Source organism: Bacteroides sp. AM54-2NS, assembly GCF_003602935.1.
Classification (GTDB): Bacteria; Bacteroidota; Bacteroidia; order Bacteroidales; family Bacteroidaceae; genus Bacteroides; species Bacteroides xylanisolvens.
In genome coordinates this window covers 1-21,663 of the sequence record NZ_QTMZ01000023.1, presented here as the reverse complement: position 1 = coordinate 21,663, position 21,663 = coordinate 1, and the positions used below count along the sequence as shown (strand labels likewise).

Below are 21,663 nucleotides of genomic sequence, written 5' to 3'. Positions count from 1 at the left end.
CAATGGACAGAAGAAAAAAGGGTGAATACATAGGAGCGCTGGGTGCACTGTTGGTGCATGTGGCAGTGATTGCTCTTTTGATTCTGGTGAGTTTTACTGTCCCTCAACCGGATGAAGATGCAGGCGGAGTGCCTGTAATGATGGGAAATGTAGACGCAGCAAGTGGCTTCGATGATCCCTCTCTGGTAGACGTGGATATCATGGATGAAGATGCGGCAGCACCCGCGGAAACAGCACCGGAACTTCCTTCGGAACAGGATTTATTGACGCAGGCTGAAGAGGAAACAGTAACCCTGAAACCTAAGACGGAAGAACCGAAAAAAGAAACGGTGAAACCTAAAGAGGTGGTCAAGCCGAAAGAACCGGTGAAGAAGCCCGAAAAAACGGAAGCCGAAAAAGCTGCGGAAGCGAAACGACTGGCAGAAGAAAAAGCGGAACGTGAACGTAAGGCTGCCGAAGAAGCTGCCAGAAAGAGGGTGTCCGGTGCGTTTGGAAAGGGAGCGCAAATGACAGGAAATAAAGGAACAGCGGCTAGTGGCACGGGAACCGAAGGTAGCAAGGAGGGAAACTCTTCTACCGGAGCGAAGACCGGAACCGGAGGTTACGGAACATTTGACCTTGGCGGACGTTCTTTAGGTACGGGCAGTTTGCCGAAGCCTGTATATAATGTGCAGGAAGAAGGACGTGTAGTGGTGAATATCACCGTGAATCCTGCAGGGCAAGTGATATCGACCAGTATTAGCCCTCAAACGAATACGGTAAATTCCGCTTTGCGTAAGGCAGCGGAGGATGCAGCGAAGAAAGCCCGTTTTAATACGATAGATGGGGTGAATAACCAGACAGGGACAATCACCTATTATTTTAACTTGAGATAGTATCATTAACCAAATATATAAAGGATTATGGGAACTGTATACGCTTTTTTTGCAGATGGTTTTGAAGAAATTGAAGCCTTTACTGCTATTGACACGTTGAGACGTGCCGGACTTAATGTAGAAATCGTATCCGTTACACCGGATGAAATTGTAGTGGGAGCACATGACGTATCTGTCCTTTGCGATATCAACTTCGAGAATTGCGATTTCTTCGATGCAGAACTGCTGCTGTTGCCGGGAGGAATGCCGGGAGCTGCCACACTTGACAAGCACGAAGGGTTGCGTAAATTGATTCTTGATTTTGCCGCAAAAGGTAAACCTATTGCGGCCATTTGTGCTGCTCCGATGGTGTTGGGTAAGCTGGGACTGCTGAAAGGAAAGAAGGCTACCTGTTATCCGAGTTTTGAACAATATCTGGATGGTGCAGAATGTGTAAATGAACCTGTCGTACGTGATGGAAACATCATTACCGGTATGGGACCGGGTGCTGCCATGGAATTTGCTTTGACAATCGTTGACCTGTTGGTAGGTAAAGAAAAAGTAGACGAACTGGTAGAAGCGATGTGTGTTAAACGCTAAACCGTCCATGAAGAAATATGTAATCATTGTCGCCGGTGGAAAGGGCTTGCGAATGGGAAGTGACCTCCCGAAACAATTCCTTCCCATGGGTGATAAACCTGTGTTGATGCATACCCTGGAAGTATTCAGGAGATATGACGAAACACTTCAAATCATAGTAGTGCTTCCACGGGAACAGCAGGACTTTTGGAAGCAACTTTGCCAAAAACACAGCTTTGCGGTGGAACACATCCTTGCCGATGGAGGCGAAACACGTTTTCACTCTGTAAAGAATGGTCTGGCACTGGTGCAAGGGCCGGGACTGGTAGGGGTGCATGATGGAGTACGTCCGTTTGTGTCGGTAGAAGTGATTCGCCGTTGTTATGACTTGGCAAAAGTGCAGAAAGCAGTGATTCCTGTGGTGGATGTGGTAGAGACACTTCGCCATCTGACAGATGCCGGAAGTGAAACGGTCAGCCGGAATGATTACAAGCTGGTGCAAACACCGCAGGTTTTCGATGTAGAGTTGTTGAAACAAGCATATACACAAGAATTTACTCCCTTCTTTACAGATGACGCTTCCGTTGTCGAAGCAATGGGAATACCTGTGTATCTGGCGGAAGGTAACCGTGAAAATATAAAAATAACGACTCCTTTCGATTTAAAAGTAGGGAGTGCTCTTTTATAAATGTTCGATTTAGCCACACGCGACATAAAATTTATCTCCGGTGTAGGCCCTCAAAAAGCCGCTGTATTAAATAAGGAGTTGGAAATCTACTCCTTGCACGATTTAATTTATTATTTCCCTTATAAATATATTGACCGGAGCCGCATCTATTACATTCACGAAATAGATGGCAATATGCCGTATATCCAGTTGAAAGGAGAAATTCTCGGTTTCGAAACCATTGGCGAAGGACGTCAACGTCGTTTGACGGCGCATTTCTCGGATGGTACGGGAGTCGTGGATCTGGTGTGGTTTCAAGGCATTAAGTATATCTTAGGTAAGTATAAACTGCACGAGGAATATATCATCTTCGGCAAACCGACTGTTTTCAACGGACGTATCAATGTGGCGCATCCCGATGTAGACAAGCCGGAAGATTTGAAACTTTCTTCGGTGGGACTGCAACCTTATTATAATACGACGGAGAAGATGAAGCGCAGTTTCCTCAACTCTCACGCGATTGAGAAGATGATGGCAACGGTGATTCAACAAATACAGGAGCCTCTGCCTGAAACACTTTCTTCCAAATTGCTGGCGGAACATCATCTGATGCCTTTGACGGAAGCTCTCCGGAATATCCACTTCCCGACCAATCCCGATGTGCTTCGCAGGGCGCAATATCGCCTTAAGTTCGAAGAACTGTTTTATGTTCAACTGAATATCCTCCGCTACGCCAAAGACAGACAAAAAAGATATCGTGGATATATCTTTGAGAAAGTGGGAGATGTGTTCAATACATTTTATACAAAGAATCTTCCTTTTCAACTGACAGGTGCACAGAAGCGGGTATTGAAGGAAATACGGAACGATGTCGGCAGTGGCAGGCAGATGAACCGCCTCTTGCAGGGAGATGTAGGAAGCGGGAAAACACTGGTTGCCTTGATGAGTATGTTGTTGGCGTTGGATAACGGTTATCAGGCTTGCATGATGGCGCCCACCGAAATTTTGGCGAACCAGCATTATGAAACGATCAAAGAACTGCTCTTTGGCATGGATATCCGTGTCGAACTGCTGACAGGCTCTATTAAAGGCAAAAGGCGGGAAGCGATTCTGACCGGATTGCTGACCGGAGATGTGAAGATATTAATAGGAACGCATGCCGTTATTGAAGATACTGTCAATTTCTCTTCTTTAGGTTTCGTTGTTATTGACGAACAGCATCGCTTTGGTGTGGCGCAACGCGCCCGCCTTTGGAGTAAGAATGTTCAACCTCCACATGTGCTCGTGATGACTGCTACCCCGATCCCACGCACTTTGGCAATGACATTGTATGGTGATTTGGACGTGTCTATTATCGACGAGCTTCCACCCGGGAGAAAACCGATTACTACCATTCACCAATTTGATAACCGTCGGGAAAGTATGTACCGTTCGGTGCGCAAACAAATTGAAGAAGGACGTCAGGTCTACATTGTCTATCCGCTGATTAAAGAAAGCGAAAAGATTGATTTGAAGAACCTTGAAGAAGGATATCAACATGTTCTGGAAGAGTTTCCCAAATGTACGGTTTGTAAAGTGCATGGCAAAATGAAACCAGCCGAGAAGGATGAGCAAATGCAGCTTTTTGTTTCGGGCAAAGCGCAGATCATGGTGGCTACTACCGTTATTGAAGTCGGAGTGAACGTCCCGAATGCTTCGGTGATGATTATTGAAAATGCAGAACGTTTCGGGCTTTCGCAGTTGCATCAGTTGCGTGGCCGGGTAGGACGTGGAGCGGAACAGTCTTATTGTATTCTGGTGACGAATTATAAGTTGACGGAGGACACCCGGAAACGATTGGAAATCATGGTACGCACTAATGATGGTTTCGAAATAGCCGAGGCCGATTTGAAATTGCGTGGCCCCGGTGATCTTGAAGGTACACAGCAAAGCGGCATCGCTTTCGATTTGAAGATTGCGGATATTGTACGCGACGGGCAACTGTTGCAATACGTTCGTGCCATAGCTGAAAGTATTGTGGAACAAGACCCTGCGGCACAGAATCCCGAGAATGAAATCTTGTGGCGGCAACTTAAAGCCTTGCGGAAAACGAATGTTAACTGGGCTGCCATAAGTTGAAAAACGGTTAAACATGCAGTTATTTGCGTAAATGTGTTGCAAAACATATTTTGTCCCTATCCTCCCTATTTATAGGAGTTTAACGGCTCAATTGTTCCCTCTTTTTGTACTAAGCATCTGAAAAATAGTTAATAACTCTCTTGCCTTTTCATAGGAAAATACTACCTTTGGGGGAATTTTTTTAGTAAATGTATTGTTTAACCATTTGCAAAGTCGAGTATTATGCTTGAAAAAACGCTGGTCATTTTAAAACCATGTACCCTTCAACGGGGATTGGTTGGTGAGATTACTCATCTTTTTGAACGTAAAGGATTACGGTTGGCCGGCATGAAGATGATGCAACTGACTGATGAATTGTTAAGCGAACATTATGCCCACCTTAGCGGCAAACCTTTCTTTCAGCGTGTGAAAGATTCGATGATGGCAACTCCTGTCATTGTTTGTTGTTTCGAAGGTGTGGATGCTATTCAAACAGTCCGTACGTTGGCGGGACCAACTAATGGACGTTTAGCTGCCCCAGGCACCATTCGCGGGGATTACAGTATGAGCTTTCAAGAGAATATCGTTCATACATCCGATTCTCCGGAGACTGCAGCTATTGAATTAACGAGATTTTTTAAACCGGAAGAAATATTCGATTACAAGCAGGCTACATTCGATTACCTGTACGCAAACGACGAATATTAATTGAATTGACAAAGAAGGAATGAATTTTAGCATTATTAAAACAGGATTGGTCGCTGTTGCGGCTATGGTCAGTCTGAGCTCTTTCTCACAAGACCTGATTGCCCGCCAAGCACCGATAGACAAGAAATTAAAATCAGTAGACTCTTTGGCCTTGCAGAAGCAAATCCGTGCCGAACAGTCCGAATATCCCGCCCTAAGTCTTTATCCAAACTGGAACAACCAGTATGTACATGCTTACGGAAATGCTATTATCCCTGATACGTATACAATCGACCTGACAGGTTTCCATATGCCAACTCCAAGTACAAAAATTACTTCGCCTTTCGGTCCTCGTTGGAGAAGAATGCATAATGGGTTGGACTTGAAAGTGAACATAGGTGATACTATTGTAGCAGCTTTTGACGGTAAAGTACGTATCGTAAAATATGAGCGTAGAGGATATGGAAAATATGTCGTTATCCGTCATGATAATGGATTGGAAACTGTGTATGGCCATTTATCAAAACAATTGGTTGAAGAAAACCAATTAGTGAAAGCCGGAGAAGTAATCGGTTTGGGTGGTAACACCGGACGTTCTACTGGTTCGCATCTTCATTTCGAAACCCGCTTCCTGGGGATTGCAATTAATCCGATTTATATGTTCGACTTCCCGAAACAAGATATCGTTGCCGATACTTATACGTTCCGCAAAGCAAAAGGTGTGAAGCGTGCTGGTTCTCATGATACTCAAGTGGCTGACGGTACCATCCGTTATCACAAGGTGAAGAGTGGCGATACATTGTCCCGCATTGCTAAATTGCGTGGCGTATCAGTCAGTACACTTTGCAAACTGAACCGTATCAAACCGACTACTACTTTGCGTATCGGACAGGTTTTGCGTTGTTCATAAAAAATATAGCTTATAAAACAGTAATACAATATCTTTAGAAGAGGGCACTTTAATATAATTTAGAGTGCCCTCTTTCTGTTTTTACTTAATTATTGTTACCTTTGCGCACTATTTGGAAGAAGATGAAAGATACCAAGCAACAATTTGAACATGTCATCGCTTTGTGCCGTGACTTATTTTCCAAGAAGCTGCACGATTACGGACCTGCATGGCGTATCCTGCGTCCGGCTTCGGTGACTGACCAGATTTTTATTAAAGCCAATCGGATTCGAAGTATTGAAACCAAAGGAGTAACCCTGATTGACGAGGGAATCCGTGCCGAGTTTATTGCGATTGTCAATTATGGCATCATCGGACTTATCCAGTTGGAACTGGGGTATGCCGAGTCTGCCGACATCAGCAATGAAGAAGCGATGGCTTTGTACGATAAGTATGCAAAAGAGGCATTAGAACTGATGCTTGCCAAGAATCATGATTATGATGAAGCCTGGCGGAGCATGCGTGTCAGCTCTTACACGGACTTGATCCTGATGAAAATTTACCGTACCAAGCAGATTGAGAGCCTGGCCGGCAATACATTGGTGTCAGAAGGTATTGATGCCAATTATATGGATATGATTAATTACTCTGTTTTCGGACTGATTAAGATAGAATTTGAAGGATAAGAACTTACATATCATTCAGGAGGTAGTGGCGAATATGTGTCGCTTTCTTTTGGCGGCATCGTTCATCTTTTCCGGATTTGTAAAGGCAGTTGATCCGCTGGGTTTCCAGTATAAGATACAGGATTATCTGACTGCATTCGGAATGGCTTCCTGGTTCCCTTCATTCTTCCCTTTATTGGGAGGTATCGTTTTATCCGCCGTTGAGTTTTTTATAGGCATCTCTTTGTTCTTTGCAACAAGAAGAACATTGGCTACTTCATTGGCTTTGATGCTGATGATTTTCATGACGCCACTGACCTTGTATCTTGCCATCTTTGATCCGGTTTCAGACTGCGGTTGTTTTGGTGATGCCTGGGTATTGACGAATTGGGAAACATTTGGAAAGAATATCATTCTGCTGTTTGCGGCAATAATGGCTTTCCGTCACAGGAGGATGCTGATTCGTTTTATCAGTGTGAAGATGGAGTGGCTGGTTTCTCTCTATACGCTGTTTTTTGTGTTTACTTTATCGTTCTATTGCCTGGACCGTTTGCCTGTTTTAGACTTTCGCCCTTACAAGATCGGAAAGAATATCCTGGAAGGAATGACAATGCCCGAAGGAGCCAAACCAAGCGTATATGAAAGCATCTTTATCCTGGAGAAGAACGGAGAGCAGAAAGAATTTACGTTGGATAACTATCCGGATAGTACCTGGACATTTGTCGATACGCGTACCATCCTTAAGGAAAAAGGATATGAACCGGCTATTCATGATTTTTCTATGATAGATCTGAATACGGGGGAAGATATAACAGACGATGTATTGACAGATATAGGATATACTTTCCTATTGGTTGCCCATCGCATTGAAGAGGCGGATGATAGTAACATTGATTTGATTAATGAGATATATGACTATTCGGTGGAGCATGGCTACAAATTCTATTGCCTCACTTCTTCACCGGAGGAACAGATAGAATTGTGGAAGGACAAGACAGGAGCCGAATATCCTTTCTGCCAAATGGATGATATTACTTTGAAGACGATGGTTCGTTCCAACCCGGGGTTGATGTTGATTAAGAACGGAACCATTCTGAATAAATGGAGCGATGAGGATATACCGGATGAATACGTACTGACGGACAAGCTGGAGAATCTGCCGCTAGGAAAGCAGAAAGTGAGCAGTGACGCTCATACGGTAGGATATGTTTTTCTGTGGTTTGTTATTCCATTGTTGTTAGTGCTTGGGGTGGATGTGTTGGTCGTTCGCCGCCGGGAACGGAAAACCGCGAAGCGGAAGCAACAAGAAGAAGAGATAAAAAGCAAAGAACCGGAAACAAAGAATCAAGGAATAGAAGAACAAGAATAAGAAAAAATGATAACGAGCGACCCTCTGTAACGAACACTAACCTGAATCGTTCAATCGTCAATCGTCCAATCGTAAATTTATTAACCCTTTAAAATAAAAAAACAAAATGAGAAAGAACATTGTTGCAGGAAACTGGAAAATGAACAAAACCCTTCAAGAGGGTATCGCTTTGGCTAAAGAACTGAACGAAGCATTGGCTAACGAAAAGCCTAACTGTGATGTAATCATCTGTACTCCGTTCATCCACTTGGCTTCTGTTACTCCGTTGGTAGACGCTGCTAAGATTGGTGTAGGTGCTGAAAACTGTGCAGACAAAGCATCAGGTGCTTATACAGGTGAAGTTTCTGCTGAAATGGTTGCTTCTACTGGTGCAAAATATGTAATTCTGGGACACTCTGAACGTCGTGCATACTACGGTGAAACAGTTGCTATCCTTGAAGAAAAAGTAAAATTGGCTTTGGCTAACGGTCTGACTCCGATTTTCTGTATCGGTGAAGTGTTGGAAGAACGCGAAGCTAACAAGCAGAACGAAGTGGTAGCTGCACAAATGGAATCTGTATTCTCTCTGTCGGCTGAAGACTTCTCTAAGATTGTATTGGCTTACGAACCGGTTTGGGCTATCGGTACAGGTAAAACTGCTTCTCCTGAACAAGCACAGGAAATCCATGCTTTCATCCGTTCTATCGTAGCTGACAAGTATGGCAAAGAAATCGCAGACAATACTTCTATCCTTTACGGTGGTAGCTGCAAACCTTCTAACGCTAAAGAATTGTTCGCTAACCCGGACGTTGATGGTGGTTTGATTGGTGGTGCTGCTCTGAAAGTATCTGATTTCAAAGGTATCATTGATGCTTTTAACGCATAATTAAAACTTCTTTCAGGCACGGATTTCACGGATTACACGGTATAGTTTAGTCCAAGAGATTTCGAAAACTGTGTAACCCGCGTAATCCGTGCCTAAATATTATTTATAGAATGAGAAAACTAGCTTTACTTACTTTGTTGTTGGTATTGGCAGTTGTCGGTGTACAGGCACAGGGCATTGTCAAAAGTCTGGAACGTAACGTTCCGGGACAAGGAAAGGTGACTATTCATCAAGATCCCCGTATTGAGGCTCTGATAGGGATGGAACGTCCTGCAACAGGTGAACAGAAAGTAATAAAGACTTCCGGATTCAGAATACAGGCGTATGCCGGTAATAATACTCGTCAGGCTAAGAATGATGCTTATCATGTAGCATCACGCGTTAAAGAGTATTTCCCTGAATTGACAGTATATACTTCGTTCAATCCACCTCGTTGGCTTTGTCGTGTAGGTGATTTCCGGAGCATTGAAGAGGCGGACGCAATGATGCGTCGGTTGAAGTCTACCGGTGTGTTCAAAGAGGTTTCTATTGTAAGAGACCAGATCAATATTCCTTTATAATTGTATCATGTTAGAAAAAGAAGAAATTGTTTCTCCGAATCTGGAGGAGTTGAAGAGTCATTATCGTAGTATTATAACTTTGTTGGGTGAAGATGCCGAACGGGAAGGGTTGCTGAAAACTCCGGAACGGGTGGCTAAAGCAATGTTAAGCTTGACGAAAGGGTATCACATGGATCCTCATGAAGTGCTTCGCTCTGCTAAATTCCAGGAAGAATACAGTCAGATGGTGATTGTGAAAGATATCGATTTCTTCTCCCTTTGCGAACATCACATGTTGCCGTTCTACGGGAAGGCACACGTGGCTTATATTCCTAACGGCTATATCACCGGGTTGAGCAAGATAGCCCGTGTAGTCGATATATTCTCTCATCGCCTGCAAGTGCAGGAACGCATGACACTGCAAATCAAAGAGTGTATTCAGGAAACACTGAATCCATTGGGTGTAATGGTGGTAGTGGAAGCCAAACACATGTGTATGCAGATGCGTGGTGTAGAAAAACAAAACTCTATTACTACTACTTCGGATTTTACCGGGGCTTTCAATCAGGCAAAAACTCGTGAAGAGTTTATGAATCTGATTCAACACGGGACTTTGTAGAGAAAAGCTGGTAAGAAACGCTATTGGGTTTCGGTATCGGGGAAGGCAGGCTTCGGTACCGATGAAGAGGGGGGGGCACCGATGAAGACATCTCTCGGCACTGATGAGGAATCATCGCAGAACAACCCTGTCACCCAATCGTTTTGCCATGATGCTTTGTACGGTCTTCAACTCATTAAAGCGTTTCATAAGCGAGTCACATTTTTCATTATCATGGGCAAGAGCAGGATCTTGCAGGGCATAAAGCATGTGCTTCAATTCCTCCGTTACGATTGCATATTTGAAGTTAATCATTAACATCGGAACCATTTCATAGAGACGCTCTTCATCCGTTACGATCTTTTGGGATTTAGAGTGGTATTTACTAAGCTGATACCGCACATTAATCAAATCCACACTCAATTTACTGATTACCGGATCAGGATGTGCCAGAAAATAACGTTCAGCAATGAAATTGGAATCATGCATGTGCGCAGCAGCTTCCGATAACATTTGGCGGTGCAACGGATTATGAAAAGCTAACTCATCTTCTTTCAAATCATTAATCACATATTCTATAACGGTTACCGGAATCTCGTTTCCTTCTTCATCAGTCAGGTTACACATGATTTTTTCTCCATAACGAACTACTGCCTGTAATATCAGCCGTTCGAATTTGTAGAATTCTTGTCCTTCCTTTCCTTCCTGGGGGATAAAAGATGCATAGTTGTCTTCCTGCAGAGCGGGAGGAACCTCTGTATATCCGTTATCTATTTCAGGGGGCAACGGAATATCTCCGTTGGGCATCGGAGCATTTTCAGGCGGTGTCCCTTGAGACATTGTAGCTGTTCTTTCAGCCATCCGGCGTTCCCGTTCCGTCTGTTCAGCTCGTTTCTCTGCTTGAGTTTCTCGTCTTTTGGCAACTTCCGATACCAACAGCTTATCTTCTACATGAAGTAGCTGTGCACATTCTTTGATATAGACATCTCTAACAATCGCTTCCGGGATAACAGAAATACTTTGCACCAGGTTACCAATCAGTTCCGCACGTTTGATGGGATCTTTTCCTGCATCCTCCAGCAGTAAGTTTGTTTTGAAGCGGATAAAGTCCGTTTCATGTTCAGAGATGAAAGCCTGGAATTCCGTTGAGTTATGTTTGCGGGCAAAGGAGTCCGGGTCGTCCCCATCGGGAAGAAGACAGACTTTGATATTCATACCTTCCTCCAATAACATGTCAATTCCCCGGATAGAGGCCTTGATACCCGCTGCGTCACCATCGTAAAGCACAGTCATATTGTTGGTGAACCGGTGAATCATACGGATTTGTCCCGGTGTAAGGGCTGTTCCCGAAGAAGCAACCACATTCTCTATACCGGATTGATGCATGGAGATTACATCCGTGTAACCTTCAACCAAAAAACAACGGTCTTGTTTTACAATAGCCTGTTTGGCAAAATATATACCGTATAACTCGTTACTTTTATGATAGATTTCCGATTCGGGCGAATTGACATATTTAACTTTAACCCCTTTCGTTGCACTGGCAAGTACACGTCCGCCAAAAGCCACCACTTTACCGGAAAGCGTATGGACAGGGAAAATCACACGTCCCCAAAAACGATCCCGCAATCGGTGGTCATCCGTTTCGTAGCAAAGTCCGGTCTTTACCAGATACTCCTTCTTATATCCTTTTTGGATTGCCTCTTTGGCGAATGCATCGTGACTTTCAGTACAGTAGCCTAATTGGAATTTCTCAATAATGTCGTCGCGAAAGCCACGGTTGCGGAAATAAGCCATACCGATGCTACGCCCGTCTATATGATTTTTTAGTATGTTTTGGAAATAATCGCGCGCAAAGTTATTGACGATAAACAGACTTTCACGTTCGCTTTGCACAAACTTCTCTTCATCACTTAATTCCCGCTCTTTGATTTCAATATTGTATTTCTTGGCAAGGTACTTCAGCGCTTCCGGATATGACATCTGCTCGTGCTCCATAATGAAATGCACTGCGTTTCCACCTTTTCCACAAGCAAAACATTTGCATAATCCTTTGGCGGGAGAGACATAAAAAGAAGGAGTTTTATCACTGTGGAACGGACACAAACCGACGTAATTGACACCACGTTTGCGCAGGGTGACAAAATCCGAAACGACATCCATAATTTGTGCCGCGTCCAATATCCGGTCTATGGTAACTTGATCTATCATTCTTTCTCCTGTGAATCCGTTTTTGCGGATACAAAGGTACACATAAAAAAATCCCCTGCAAACAAAAAAGTATGCAGAGGATCGTTAAATATTGCCTCCCTCTCTATATAATAGATAATGGATTATTTAATCTTCTCCCGAATCTTAGTCAGATACTTTTTCATTCCTTCCGCATCTTTGTTCTCGATAATTTCGAGAAGATTCTTCAACTCCGTGCGGATATTGGCTACCTGTCCCGGAGTGCGTGGGTTGAACAGGATTTCCTGAAGCAGATAGTCGTCTTCGCTTAATAGGCCTTTGGCAATTGCCATGTGCTTCTTGAACGTAGTTCCCGGAGCTTCCTGATGTTTCATTACGGCAGCAAATACAAAAGTCGATACGAACGGAATAGAAAGCGAGTAAGCTACTGTTTCGTCGTGTTCGTCGAACGTATATTCGAAGATGTTCAAACGCAATGTCTGATAGAGATCTTTGAAGAATATTTTTCCCAGATGGTCTCCTTCACTGATGATGATGGCATTCTCGCTGCTTAGATTACTAAGACTAGCAAAAGTAGGGCCAAACATCGGGTGGCTGGAGACATAACGGAAACCGCTTTCTTCATAAAACTTCTTCAGTCCTGTTTTTACAGAGGCAATGTCACTAATGATACAGTCTTTCGGTAACACAGGCAATACTTTATGAAAGGCATCCAGCGTGTACTTCACTGTAACGGCGTTAATAACCAGTTCCGGTTCAAAGTCCTTAATCTCCTCCAATGTGGTGAAACGATACGTGTTATAGACAAAACGCAACTGGTGCGGGTTGACGTCGAACACGGCCGTCTCATGTTGAAAGCTTAATATATCAGTAAAGAAAGAGCCCATTTTGCCGGCTCCAAGGATTAATATTCTCATAATGTTTATTTAAAAATCCTTTCCCTAACCCTCTCCCAAGGAGAACAGACTGAAAGTTACTCTTATCAATATGAACAGGAGGTTACTTTCTTTCCTCTCTTTGGAAGAGGGTTAGTGGAGAGACTGCTTTTTATTTATTAATAATTTCCATCTGTTGACGAACCGATTCTTCGTGGATGGCTTCGAAAATTTTCTTCATAAACTCGCTGTCCATACCACACTGTTCGCCCTGCGCGCCACGTTTTTCCAAGATTTCATTGTAACGTCCGGCTTGAAGAACGGTGATTCCATGCTCTTTTTTGTAAGTACCGATTTCGCGGGCTACGCGCATTCTTTTTGATAGTTCCTGAATGATATTGTCGTCACATTCGTCAATTTGTTTACGGAGTTGTGCCAGACTTTCGGTAGATTGCGTTTCAGTACGGATCACCAGCAGATTGAGGATATAGTCGAGTACGTCCGGAGTAACTTGTTGGGAAGCATCGCTCCAAGCGCAGTCAGGGTTACAGTGGCTTTCTACGATCAGACCGTCGAAGTTCAAGTCCATCGCCTGTTGGCAAAGCGGAGCTACTAATTCACGTTTTCCACCGATATGGCTCGGATCACAGAAAATCGGAAGATTAGGGATACGGCGGCGCAGTTCGATAGGAATATGCCATTGGGGAAGATTACGGTAGATTTTCTTGTCATAGCTGCTGAAACCACGATGGATAGCACCCAGACGTTTCAAACCAGCGTTGTTGATACGTTCCAGTGCTCCGATCCATAATTCGAGATCCGGGTTCACCGGGTTCTTAACCAATACAGGGATATCAACACCTTTCAGCGCATCAGCGATTTCCTGTACGGCGAAAGGATTGGCAGTGGTACGTGCGCCTACCCAAAGAATATCGATTCCCGCTTTCAGACATTCGTAAACATGTTTGGCTGTTGCTACTTCCGTAGAAACATACATTCCTGTTTCTTTCTTTACCTCTTTCAACCAGGCAAGACCTTCTACGCCGATACCTTCGAAACCTCCCGGTTTGGTACGTGGTTTCCAGATGCCGGCACGGTATATTTTCTGTCCTTTTGCTGCCAGTTGTTTGGCTGTATCCATTACTTGTTCTTCAGTTTCTGCGCTACAAGGGCCAGCAATGACAATCGGTCTTTTAGCTTCAATGCCCGGTAATAAAATTGATTCGAGTTCCATATTCTTATTTGTTTTTATTCTTTTAATAACTTGTTTTTGTTGAAATTATTCTGTCTCATTATGCTGCTGTTTTCTTCTCTTTTTCTTTGAAGAGAGAACAACAGAAACCTATATTCTTTTTATTCTTTCCAGTGCTTCCGCCAGTTTATTGTCTTTGCAACAAAGAGAGATACGAATATATCTTGCTCCGTTACTGCCGAAAATAAATCCCGGAGTGATAAACACTCTTGCTTCATGCAGCACCTTTTCCGTCAGTTCCTCTACATCCTTGCAGGAAGCGGGAATCTTTCCCCAAAGGAACATTCCTACTTGTTTTTCGTCGTAGGTGCATCCCAATGTTTTCATAATTTCACCGGCGAGGTGACGACGGTTGCGATAGTTTTCGTTATTGCCTTCATACCAGTCTGCTTCTGCTTCAAGAGCAGTTGCTGCAGCCAGTTGCATGGCACGGAACATACCGCTGTCGATATTACTTTTCACTTTCAATATCCATTGCACGAATTCTGCGTTCGATGCCAACATACCGATACGCCAGCCGGGCATATTGTGACTCTTGCTCATAGAGTTGAACTCGATGCAACAGTCTTTGGCTTTCGGCACACTTAGAATACTGATAGGCTTATCGTTCAGGATAAAGCTGTACGGATTGTCGTTCACAATCACAATATTCTTTCGGTGGGCAAAATCAACAAGGCGCTCATAGATTTCCGGAGTAGCATTGGCTCCTGTCGGCATATTCGGGTAGTTGGTCCACATCAGTTTTACACGACTAAGATCCATCTTTTCCAGTGCCTCAAAGTCGGGCATCCAACCGTCTTCTTCTTTCAGGTCATAGTTGATAACTTCCGCGCCAAGTATTTTACTTAAAGAAGTATAGGTGGGGTATCCCGGATTCGGGACTAACACCTGCTCACCCGGATTGACAAATGCCAGCGTAACATGGAGGATTCCTTCTTTCGAACCGATCAATGGTTGTATTTCCGTATTCGGATTCAGTTCCACTCCGTACCAGCGTTGATACCAATTGGCGAAACCTTTGCGCAGTTCGGGGATACCTACATACGGTTGATAACCGTGTCCGTTAGGATCATGAGCATTGTTGCACAATGTTTCGATGGTTTCCTTCGAAGGAGGCATATCGGGGCTTCCGATACCGAGGCTGATGACATCTTTTCCTTCAGCATTCATCTGTGCTACCTCTTTAAGTTTCTTTGAGAAGTAGTATTCGCTAACACTTGCCAATCTGTCGGCAGGAGCGATTTTATACGTTTGACTTTCCTTCTGCATATTCGCCTAATAATTTAAGTTCTTTGGTTAATGGAGTGATTGCGGCAATAGATTGCTTGTATCTTAGATAATCGTTGAAAGCCACATCTACGTAAAATTGGTATTCCCATTCCCGTCCGATGATTGGCAACGATTGGATTTTTGTCAGATTGATATTATAGAACGATAGAATAGACAAAACCTGTGACAGACTACCTTCCGTGTGCGGAAGAGTGAATACCATACTCGCTTTGTTGGTTGCGTTGACATGATGTTGGCGGAGCTCGTCCACTTGCCAGGGATCGGCAACTACCAGAAAACGGGTGAAGTTGTGTTTGTTCGTTTCAATGCCTTCCTGAAGAATTTTCATGCCGTAACGTTCGGCTGCTGCTTTGGAGCAGATAGCGGCATGGCCTTTCAGACTTTCATTCTTGATGATTTCCGCGCTGCGGGCAGTATCTTCACCTTCCACTACTTTCAACTGTGGGTGCTGATTCAGAAATTCGCGACATTGCATCAGGGCGATAGGGTGGGAGTTGACTTCAGTCAGGTCTTCCCAACTCTCATCAGGGAGACAGACAAAGCTGTGCGAGATACGCAGTTTGTATTCACCAATGATTTGTGTGCCGCTTTGTCGCAGCAACTCATTGTTGTGCAGCAAGCTTCCCGCAATCGTATTCTCGATGGCTAGCATTCCGATAACCTGGCTGTCTTTTCGTATCGAAGTAAACATCTCGATGAGAATGGAGGCCAGCTCAAACTCAATACCGCCCAATTTCACTTTCTTCCAACCTCTGAGGGCAAAGATGTCATTGTAGAGCGAACTGCATCGGTTGGCACGGATATAGAAGGTCTTGCAGTGTTTAGCAATCTCTTCCACTATCTCTTCAGAACACGAGCCGCAATCAGCTCTGAAACGGTTGATAATAAGCTTGTTCTGTTCAAACCTTTCAAAGAACCTCTTCAGCGTGTCCTTCTGGTGGAAACGGACATTTGTGTTGCCGTCGCTGTTCTCAATGCCGACAATCAAGTCGCCAATAACTGCCACGCCAGGGCGATAACCAAGGAACTTCTTGTATGTAGGCTTCGCATCATACTTCTCAGCCTCTATGAACTGGTGGTCGAAGTCAACGTCATACCCCTCGCCCTCTTTCAGCTGCCCTGTGGACAATAGGCAATTGAGGAGCAGTGTATTCAGCTTGTCTGCCGTGTTGAAGTCGTAGGTCTTGCCAGTGTCGGATGTGTAGGAAATGTATCCTGGGTCAGTTCCTTTATGGCTCTGAGAATCGTGTCGGCACTGCATGTGCGAAGTGTCGGATGAAGCGAGAGGTGATACATCAGATGAGTGGTGACATCCTCGATGCATGAGCCGCCACAGAAATAAACGCTCATAAGCGAACGGATGATTTCGCTGTATTGATAACCATACAGCCTGCATCTCATACCGAGGGTTGAGTCGATTACAGATGAGAGCTTGGAATCAAATTGCTCCATTATTGGAAAAATACCTCCAAAAGGAGAGAGTTTCTCAGATTTTATTGCTACCCTTGCCATGTCTGTCGGGTTTGATACATATTTTGATTTGCAACACTAAGATAGGTGAAAAATCTGACATGGCAAAATCCTGAGCAACTTTTTGTTGCTCAGGTACTTATAAATAAAGTTAAATCAAAGTGTTGCGGAATTAAGGTAATGACAAAAAAGAAATTGCCCGTTCGTTTTACGGGTCAGCACTTTACTATTGATAAAGTGCTAATAAAAGATGCAATAAGACAAGCAAATATAAGTAATCAGGATACGGTTTTAGATATTGGGGCAGGCAAGGGGTTTCTTACTGTTCATTTATTAAAAATCGCCAACAATGTTGTTGCTATTGAAAACGACACAGCTTTGGTTGAACATTTACGAAAATTATTTTCTGATGCCCGAAATGTTCAAGTTGTCGGTTGTGATTTTAGGAATTTTGCAGTTCCGAAATTTCCTTTCAAAGTGGTGTCAAATATTCCTTATGGCATTACTTCCGATATTTTCAAAATCCTGATGTTTGAGAGTCTTGGAAATTTTCTGGGAGGTTCCATTGTCCTTCAATTAGAACCTACACAAAAGTTATTTTCGAGGAAGCTTTACAATCCATATACCGTTTTCTATCATACTTTTTTTGATTTGAAACTTGTCTATGAGGTAGGTCCTGAAAGTTTCTTGCCACCGCCAACTGTCAAATCAGCCCTGTTAAACATTAAAAGAAAACACTTATTTTTTGATTTTAAGTTTAAAGCCAAATACTTAGCATTTATTTCCTGTCTGTTAGAGAAACCTGATTTATCTGTAAAAACAGCTTTAAAGTCGATTTTCAGGAAAAGTCAGGTCAGGTCAATTTCGGAAAAATTCGGTTTAAACCTTAATGCTCAAATTGTTTGTTTGTCTCCAAGTCAATGGTTAAACTGTTTTTTGGAAATGCTGGAAGTTGTCCCTGAAAAATTTCATCCTTCGTAGTTCAAAGTCGGGTGGTTGTCAAGATGATTTTTTTGGTTTGGTGTCGTCTTTTTTTAAGCTGCCGCATAACGGCTGGCAAATTGGCGATGGAGCCGACTTTTAGCACAAATGTTGAATAGAATTACTAATCTTCAACATTGCACAAAAGTTCAATAGAAGTACTTCACCGGCTCTATTGCCAATTTGTTTGTTATGTGCCGTTTTATTCCATTTTATACATTTAACAATTGCTGAAACGTAAAGTCGGGTTTAAACATTTCAATTTCGTTTTGAGTTGATTCTTCTTGTGCTTCTTTGCCATAGATAAACATTTGCTGTTCATAATTTTTAACAGCCTCTTCAATGCTATTAAATTTTCCATCGGCTAGATTATCAGACAATATCAAGGCATCCACCAACCCACTATTTACTCCCTGCCCTGCAAAAGGCGGCATCAAATGTGCGGCATCCCCAATCATTGTTATGGGTAATGGGCGCTTGCTTTTCCAAGGCTTTTCTAAAGGAAATATCCGTGTAGCCAATCCTACAAATGACAACGTCGTATGAATCAATTCTTTGTAGCGTTCGTCCCAATCGGAAAATTCTTTCAGAAGAAAATCAACGACACTATTTCTGTTTTGAAAATCTACCTGCGTTTGGTTTTTCCATTCATCAGGTGTTTTAAAACTTATTCCAAAATGCAATGCACCATTATTATTGGGGTTAGCAAATAATAAATTACCTTGGTGAGATGCCATTAGCCGGTTTCCATTGCATAGCTGAAAAAATCCAGGACAGTTTATCTCTGGTTGATGAATATCGGCTTGTATATTGAAAGTACCTGTTTCTTCAACTTCCGTGTCGGTAACAAATTTTCTTACCTTGGACATCCCGCCATTGGCAAGAATAACCAAATCTGCTGTTTCACTCGGTTTATTCTCAAAAGTTAGTGTCCACTTCTTCTTACCAGGTTCAAGCATAACAAGTTTTCTATCCCAAATAACCGTGTCGTTTTCTAAACTATTCAACAAGATAGCCCTTAAGTCATTTCTGTTTATTTCAGGATTGTCAAATCGATTTTCGGGCTTTACATTTTTTGTGGATAAAATATTGCCTTTTTTATCAGCAATATTTACACCCATTGGTAAGGCTAAGTCATAATAAGTTTGTAACAATCCCGCTTTTTTCATTGCTTCCTGACCTGAACCTTTGTGTAGGTCAAGGGTTCCACCAAAAATTCTTGCCTCTCGGTCGTTGTCTCTTTCGTAAACTGAAACGTCTATGCCGTTTTGCTGTAATAATTTTGCCATAGTCAGTCCAACGGGTCCACCACCAATTATTGCAACGTTCTTATCACTAAGTAAATTCATTTGTTTGTCTGTATCTATTCGCATTGTCATTCAAAAATGGCCCATAACAATGGCTCGGCGAATTGGCGAAGTAGCGAAGCTGTATCGAAGATACAAAAGCGGAGCTATTTAGCCAAGTCGCTTGTTGTAAGCAGTCCGCGAAGCGGCGGCTTACGGCAAGCGACGTAAGTCGCCGAGCCATTGTTAGCAAGGAGCGCAGCGGATTGCTAACAACGGTTTGCAGCTATACGCAGGCAGGGATTTTTACCACTAAGCTACCTACGATGAACTGAACTTTAAATTTACCACTTTCCTGTCTTACGAAGCACGAACCCCCTGCTTGCGTATAGGTGATGTTATGCGGTCGGCTTTCATTTTCTCTTCTTTCTCGTTAATTTGTCAAGCAAAGTTACTAAATTTGCAGTCAAGCAATTTCAATTTTTGAATTATGTATTTCAGCAGACCTTGGACTTCTATCTAAGTGATAGGCAGTCCTGAATAAATTCCAATCAATCTTTTAGGGCAAGACAATCAGTCTATGCTTTGTGTGTGCTGTCATTTTTTTTGATGGCATTGCTTTGTCGTAGTTGCTCTGTCGGGTAATACTGTCTATTCACTTCTCTGTGATTTGAATTCAAGGCTGAATTCAACTTGCAAATGCAACAGAATTCTGATTAATAATTTGTTTAAATTTTTCGTTTGGCGTGAGGTATCCAAGTCTTTTACGAGGTCGATTATTGAGTTTATTTTCAATCCACTTAATCTGTTTGTTGGTTACTTCACTAAAGTCCTTACCCTTTGGGATATACTGCCTGATAAGCCCGTTGGTGTTTTCATTGGCACCACGTTCCCATGAGTGGTATGGTTTGCAAAAATAGAATTTTATTTCCAATTTTTGCGCAATTTCCTCGTGCTTTGCAAACTCCTTTCCATTGTCAGCCGTAATTGTGTGTATTAAGTTTTTCACTTTCCGCAGTGCCCATACTGCAATCTTAGCTACCGGGATGGCTTCTTTTCCCGACAACTTGCGTATCCAGACCCTGCTTGTTGCTCTGTCGTTAATGGTAAGAATGGCACCTTTGTGGTTCTTACCAATAATTGTATCTATCTCTAAATCACCAAATCTCTCCTTCAGTTCCACTATCTCGGGACGCTCATCAATATCCACCCTGCCTGGGATAAATCCTCGCCCTGCATTTTTAGAACCACGTTTGGCATACCTGCGACCTTGTCTGCGAAGATATTTGTGCAGTTTGCCACCCCGCCGCTTATCCTCCCAAATCCAGCGATATATCGTTTCGTGAGATACCATCGCAATTCCCTCCAAGCGGCTCCTGCCGACAATCTGCTCCGGGCTGAATCCTTTCTTCAACAGCTTTATTATCCGTTTTCTCATTGCCGGTGTAAGCACTTCCTTGCGATGTTTTTGCTGCTTGCGCCTGTCTGCTTTTCGCTGGGCAAGCTCCATGCTATAGCTACCACTTCGGGCGTCGCAATTGCGCTTTATCTCCCTGTAAACAGTGCTTTTATCTACTCCGATAGCTTCCGCTATTGCTTTTTTGCTCATCGGTATTTGCAACATCATAGAAATTGCATACCTTTGTTCCTCGGTTATATGTTTGCTCATCTGCAACTTTTTTTTCTTTGGACGGACAATTAAAGCAAAGATAGCAAACTTTATCCATTCAGAGTGAGAGAAAGGGGGACATTGTCTCTCTTTCCTCTCTGAAAAATAAATGTTTTTATTGCTTATTATCCGCACCCAAAAAGTTGCATTTATAAGTTGAACTCAAGTTGTCAAGTTCTAATGCTTCTATCTCCTGCCATTCATAGAGCTATTATATGCTATACATCCGATAAGAACGGAGATAAGTATATACCCCAACCGTATTGTCTTATAGAAATTCCTGGATCGTTCCATTATTTTGATGATACTGATTTTTCAAACATGAATAAAAGTTTATCCTTTTCTTCCATACGGGTATTATCAGAATAACCGCCTTTTGTTATTTGATACCCACACGGCTTAACCATAAAAGTGCCTAAGCCTTTAGTGTATGAACTTACTTCTGAGGCATAGTCTTTACTTGTATTTAATGGAACTTTCCCTTCAATAAGACACCACTCATTATTACAACTGATGTCTTCAATCTCAGACATCAGTTTTTGCAAATCTGTAATAGCTTTGGAACTCGCTACTTGGGGTATCTGCAACTCAAAACAGAGCATCGGTTCGAGAATGTCCACACCTGACTGTTGCAAAGCCAGCCTGAAGACATAAGGGGTCAGCTGTCTGAAATCAGCAGGTGTACTTACCGGGCTATAATACTCGGCTTGAGTAAAAGTTACTTTCAGATCTGTCACTTCCCATCCATGTAAACCAGATTGGCAAGACATACGAATCCCTTCAAAAACGGCATTTTGAAAAGAATGGTTCAGATAACCATAGGAGATGTCACTTTCGATTT

General features: G+C 43.0%; 18 protein-coding genes and 3 pseudogenes. 12 read left to right on the top strand and 9 right to left on the bottom strand.

The features are described 5' to 3' along the window. Nucleotides 1–2: 2 nt before the first annotated feature. The 11 genes from DXA05_RS15040 (at nt 3) to folE (ending at nt 9,830) form a co-directional block, all read left to right on the top strand. Nucleotides 3–875: a TonB family protein gene (locus DXA05_RS15040; protein WP_128859330.1), complete on the top strand. Its 873-nt coding sequence runs from the start codon at nt 3–5 to the stop codon at nt 873–875. Nucleotides 876–902: 27 nt separating this feature from the next. After that, nucleotides 903–1,454, top strand: coding sequence for a DJ-1 family glyoxalase III (locus DXA05_RS15035; protein WP_008020485.1), 552 nt, complete (start codon nt 903–905; stop codon nt 1,452–1,454). 7 nt (nt 1,455–1,461) lie between these two features. After that, on the top strand, nt 1,462–2,121 hold the full coding sequence (locus DXA05_RS15030; RefSeq protein ID WP_128859329.1) for a 2-C-methyl-D-erythritol 4-phosphate cytidylyltransferase: 660 nt from the start codon (nt 1,462–1,464) through the stop codon (nt 2,119–2,121). Next, nucleotides 2,122–4,218, top strand: coding sequence for an ATP-dependent DNA helicase RecG (gene recG, locus DXA05_RS15025; protein ID WP_128859328.1), 2,097 nt, complete (start codon nt 2,122–2,124; stop codon nt 4,216–4,218). Between the two features lie 222 nt (nt 4,219–4,440). Beyond that, complete coding sequence (gene ndk / locus DXA05_RS15020; protein ID WP_015532309.1) at nt 4,441–4,905, top strand: nucleoside-diphosphate kinase; 465 nt, start codon at nt 4,441–4,443, stop codon at nt 4,903–4,905. 19 nt (nt 4,906–4,924) lie between these two features. After that, entirely contained in the window at nt 4,925–5,794 is an 870-nt protein-coding gene (locus DXA05_RS15015) for a peptidoglycan DD-metalloendopeptidase family protein (protein ID WP_004307844.1), read from the top strand. A gap of 122 nt (nt 5,795–5,916) precedes the next feature. Further along, on the top strand, nt 5,917–6,459 hold the full coding sequence (locus DXA05_RS15010; RefSeq protein WP_004307845.1) for a DUF1599 domain-containing protein: 543 nt from the start codon (nt 5,917–5,919) through the stop codon (nt 6,457–6,459). Further along, complete coding sequence (locus DXA05_RS15005) at nt 6,449–7,807, top strand: BT_3928 family protein (RefSeq protein WP_117810290.1); 1,359 nt, start codon at nt 6,449–6,451, stop codon at nt 7,805–7,807. Before DXA05_RS15010 ends, DXA05_RS15005 begins: the two co-directional genes overlap by 11 nt. A 106-nt stretch (nt 7,808–7,913) precedes the next feature. Further along, on the top strand, nt 7,914–8,672 hold the full coding sequence (tpiA, locus tag DXA05_RS15000) for a triose-phosphate isomerase (RefSeq protein WP_004307847.1): 759 nt from the start codon (nt 7,914–7,916) through the stop codon (nt 8,670–8,672). A gap of 110 nt (nt 8,673–8,782) precedes the next feature. Beyond that, nucleotides 8,783–9,232, top strand: a complete 450-nt coding sequence (locus DXA05_RS14995; protein ID WP_004307848.1) for an SPOR domain-containing protein — start codon at nt 8,783–8,785, stop codon at nt 9,230–9,232. Nucleotides 9,233–9,239: 7 nt separating this feature from the next. Continuing rightward, nucleotides 9,240–9,830 (top strand): GTP cyclohydrolase I FolE, encoded by a 591-nt coding sequence (gene folE, locus DXA05_RS14990; RefSeq protein ID WP_004324710.1) that lies wholly within the window; start codon nt 9,240–9,242, stop codon nt 9,828–9,830. Nucleotides 9,831–9,941: 111 nt separating this feature from the next. Here the strand turns inward: folE and dnaG are convergent, their stop codons facing one another. The 6 genes and pseudogenes from dnaG to DXA05_RS27720 form a co-directional block, all read right to left on the bottom strand. Next, nucleotides 9,942–12,020 carry a DNA primase gene (gene dnaG, locus DXA05_RS14985; protein ID WP_128859327.1) on the bottom strand — a complete coding sequence of 693 codons (2,079 nt, stop codon included), beginning with the start codon at nt 12,018–12,020 and terminating at the stop codon, nt 9,942–9,944. 122 nt (nt 12,021–12,142) lie between these two features. After that, entirely contained in the window at nt 12,143–12,916 is a 774-nt protein-coding gene (locus DXA05_RS14980; RefSeq protein WP_004307851.1) for a prephenate dehydrogenase/arogenate dehydrogenase family protein, read from the bottom strand. Nucleotides 12,917–13,046: 130 nt separating this feature from the next. Next, nucleotides 13,047–14,108, bottom strand: coding sequence for a bifunctional 3-deoxy-7-phosphoheptulonate synthase/chorismate mutase type II (locus DXA05_RS14975; protein ID WP_004307852.1), 1,062 nt, complete (start codon nt 14,106–14,108; stop codon nt 13,047–13,049). Between the two features lie 108 nt (nt 14,109–14,216). After that, nucleotides 14,217–15,395, bottom strand: a complete 1,179-nt coding sequence (locus DXA05_RS14970; protein ID WP_128859326.1) for an aminotransferase class I/II-fold pyridoxal phosphate-dependent enzyme — start codon at nt 15,393–15,395, stop codon at nt 14,217–14,219. Continuing rightward, nucleotides 15,370–16,110: pseudogene (locus tag DXA05_RS27725) on the bottom strand (prephenate dehydratase domain-containing protein); the annotation flags it as partial. The pseudogene DXA05_RS27725 and the gene DXA05_RS14970, both read right to left, overlap by 26 nt. After that, nucleotides 16,102–16,928: pseudogene (locus tag DXA05_RS27720) on the bottom strand (IS1380-like element ISBf11 family transposase); the annotation flags it as partial. The pseudogenes DXA05_RS27720 and DXA05_RS27725, both read right to left, overlap by 9 nt. A gap of 138 nt (nt 16,929–17,066) precedes the next feature. Between DXA05_RS27720 and erm(F) the strand changes: the two are divergent. Next, nucleotides 17,067–17,867 (top strand): 23S rRNA (adenine(2058)-N(6))-methyltransferase Erm(F), encoded by an 801-nt coding sequence (gene erm(F), locus DXA05_RS14960; RefSeq protein WP_002682030.1) that lies wholly within the window; start codon nt 17,067–17,069, stop codon nt 17,865–17,867. A gap of 212 nt (nt 17,868–18,079) precedes the next feature. Here erm(F) and tet(X) read toward each other — a convergent pair whose 3' ends face one another. The 3 genes and pseudogenes from tet(X) to DXA05_RS14945 all read right to left on the bottom strand — a co-directional run. Further along, nucleotides 18,080–19,246 carry a tetracycline-inactivating monooxygenase Tet(X) gene (gene tet(X), locus DXA05_RS14955; protein WP_005783159.1) on the bottom strand — a complete coding sequence of 389 codons (1,167 nt, stop codon included), beginning with the start codon at nt 19,244–19,246 and terminating at the stop codon, nt 18,080–18,082. A gap of 595 nt (nt 19,247–19,841) precedes the next feature. Continuing rightward, nucleotides 19,842–20,822 carry an IS30-like element IS4351 family transposase gene (locus DXA05_RS14950; RefSeq protein WP_005794072.1) on the bottom strand — a complete coding sequence of 327 codons (981 nt, stop codon included), beginning with the start codon at nt 20,820–20,822 and terminating at the stop codon, nt 19,842–19,844. 293 nt (nt 20,823–21,115) lie between these two features. Further along, nucleotides 21,116–21,663 (bottom strand): annotated as a pseudogene (locus DXA05_RS14945) (tetracycline resistance ribosomal protection protein); the annotation flags it as partial.

Bases quoted from the DNA above. Each gene is read 5' to 3' on its own strand.
- DXA05_RS15040 (WP_128859330.1), top strand. From the start codon at position 3: ATGGACAGAAGAAAAAAGGGTGAATACATAGGAGCGCTGGGTGCACTG.
- DXA05_RS15035 (WP_008020485.1), top strand. From the start codon at position 903: ATGGGAACTGTATACGCTTTTTTTGCAGATGGTTTTGAAGAAATTGAA.
- DXA05_RS15030 (WP_128859329.1), top strand. From the start codon at position 1,462: ATGAAGAAATATGTAATCATTGTCGCCGGTGGAAAGGGCTTGCGAATG.
- recG (WP_128859328.1), top strand. From the start codon at position 2,122: ATGTTCGATTTAGCCACACGCGACATAAAATTTATCTCCGGTGTAGGC.
- ndk (WP_015532309.1), top strand. From the start codon at position 4,441: ATGCTTGAAAAAACGCTGGTCATTTTAAAACCATGTACCCTTCAACGG.
- DXA05_RS15015 (WP_004307844.1), top strand. From the start codon at position 4,925: ATGAATTTTAGCATTATTAAAACAGGATTGGTCGCTGTTGCGGCTATG.
- DXA05_RS15010 (WP_004307845.1), top strand. From the start codon at position 5,917: ATGAAAGATACCAAGCAACAATTTGAACATGTCATCGCTTTGTGCCGT.
- tpiA (WP_004307847.1), top strand. From the start codon at position 7,914: ATGAGAAAGAACATTGTTGCAGGAAACTGGAAAATGAACAAAACCCTT.
- DXA05_RS14995 (WP_004307848.1), top strand. From the start codon at position 8,783: ATGAGAAAACTAGCTTTACTTACTTTGTTGTTGGTATTGGCAGTTGTC.
- folE (WP_004324710.1), top strand. From the start codon at position 9,240: ATGTTAGAAAAAGAAGAAATTGTTTCTCCGAATCTGGAGGAGTTGAAG.
- dnaG (WP_128859327.1), bottom strand. From the start codon at position 12,020: ATGATAGATCAAGTTACCATAGACCGGATATTGGACGCGGCACAAATT.
- DXA05_RS14980 (WP_004307851.1), bottom strand. From the start codon at position 12,916: ATGAGAATATTAATCCTTGGAGCCGGCAAAATGGGCTCTTTCTTTACT.
- DXA05_RS14975 (WP_004307852.1), bottom strand. From the start codon at position 14,108: ATGGAACTCGAATCAATTTTATTACCGGGCATTGAAGCTAAAAGACCG.
- DXA05_RS14970 (WP_128859326.1), bottom strand. From the start codon at position 15,395: ATGCAGAAGGAAAGTCAAACGTATAAAATCGCTCCTGCCGACAGATTG.
- DXA05_RS14950 (WP_005794072.1), bottom strand. From the start codon at position 20,822: ATGAGCAAACATATAACCGAGGAACAAAGGTATGCAATTTCTATGATG.